The organism is Pseudomonas sp. E45-MNA-CIBAN-0222, from assembly GCF_040310405.1.
Taxonomy (GTDB): Bacteria; Pseudomonadota; Gammaproteobacteria; order Pseudomonadales; family Pseudomonadaceae; genus Stutzerimonas; species Stutzerimonas stutzeri_AC.
This window is the reverse complement of the sequence record NZ_JBEOPU010000141.1, coordinates 1-261: the sequence shown is the minus strand read 5'-3', so window position 1 is coordinate 261 and position 261 is coordinate 1. Positions and strand designations below refer to the sequence as shown.

At 70.9% G+C, this 261-nt stretch carries 1 protein-coding gene; it reads left to right on the top strand.

The window, feature by feature from the left end; all coding sequences use genetic code 11:
• Window positions 1–261: enoyl-CoA hydratase/isomerase family protein (locus AAEZ08_RS23080; protein ID WP_500125202.1), on the top strand; the 261-nt coding region annotated here is incomplete at both ends.

Here is a 261-nt window from a genome sequence, read left to right as displayed (position 1 = left end):
CGCGCAGGGCGCGGCGCTGCGCGTCGCGACCGAGCGCAGCAAGATCGCGATGCCGGAAACGCGCATCGGCCTCGTGCCCGACGTCGGCGCCACGCATTTCCTGTCGGGCATGCCGGCCGAACTCGAACTGTACGTCGGGCTGACCGGTGCGATGCTGTCGGGCGCCGACGCGCTGACCGCGAAGCTCGCGGACCTGTGCGTGCCGTCCGCGTGGCTCGACACGTTCGAGACGCGCATCGAAAGCGTCAAGTGGGACGGCGA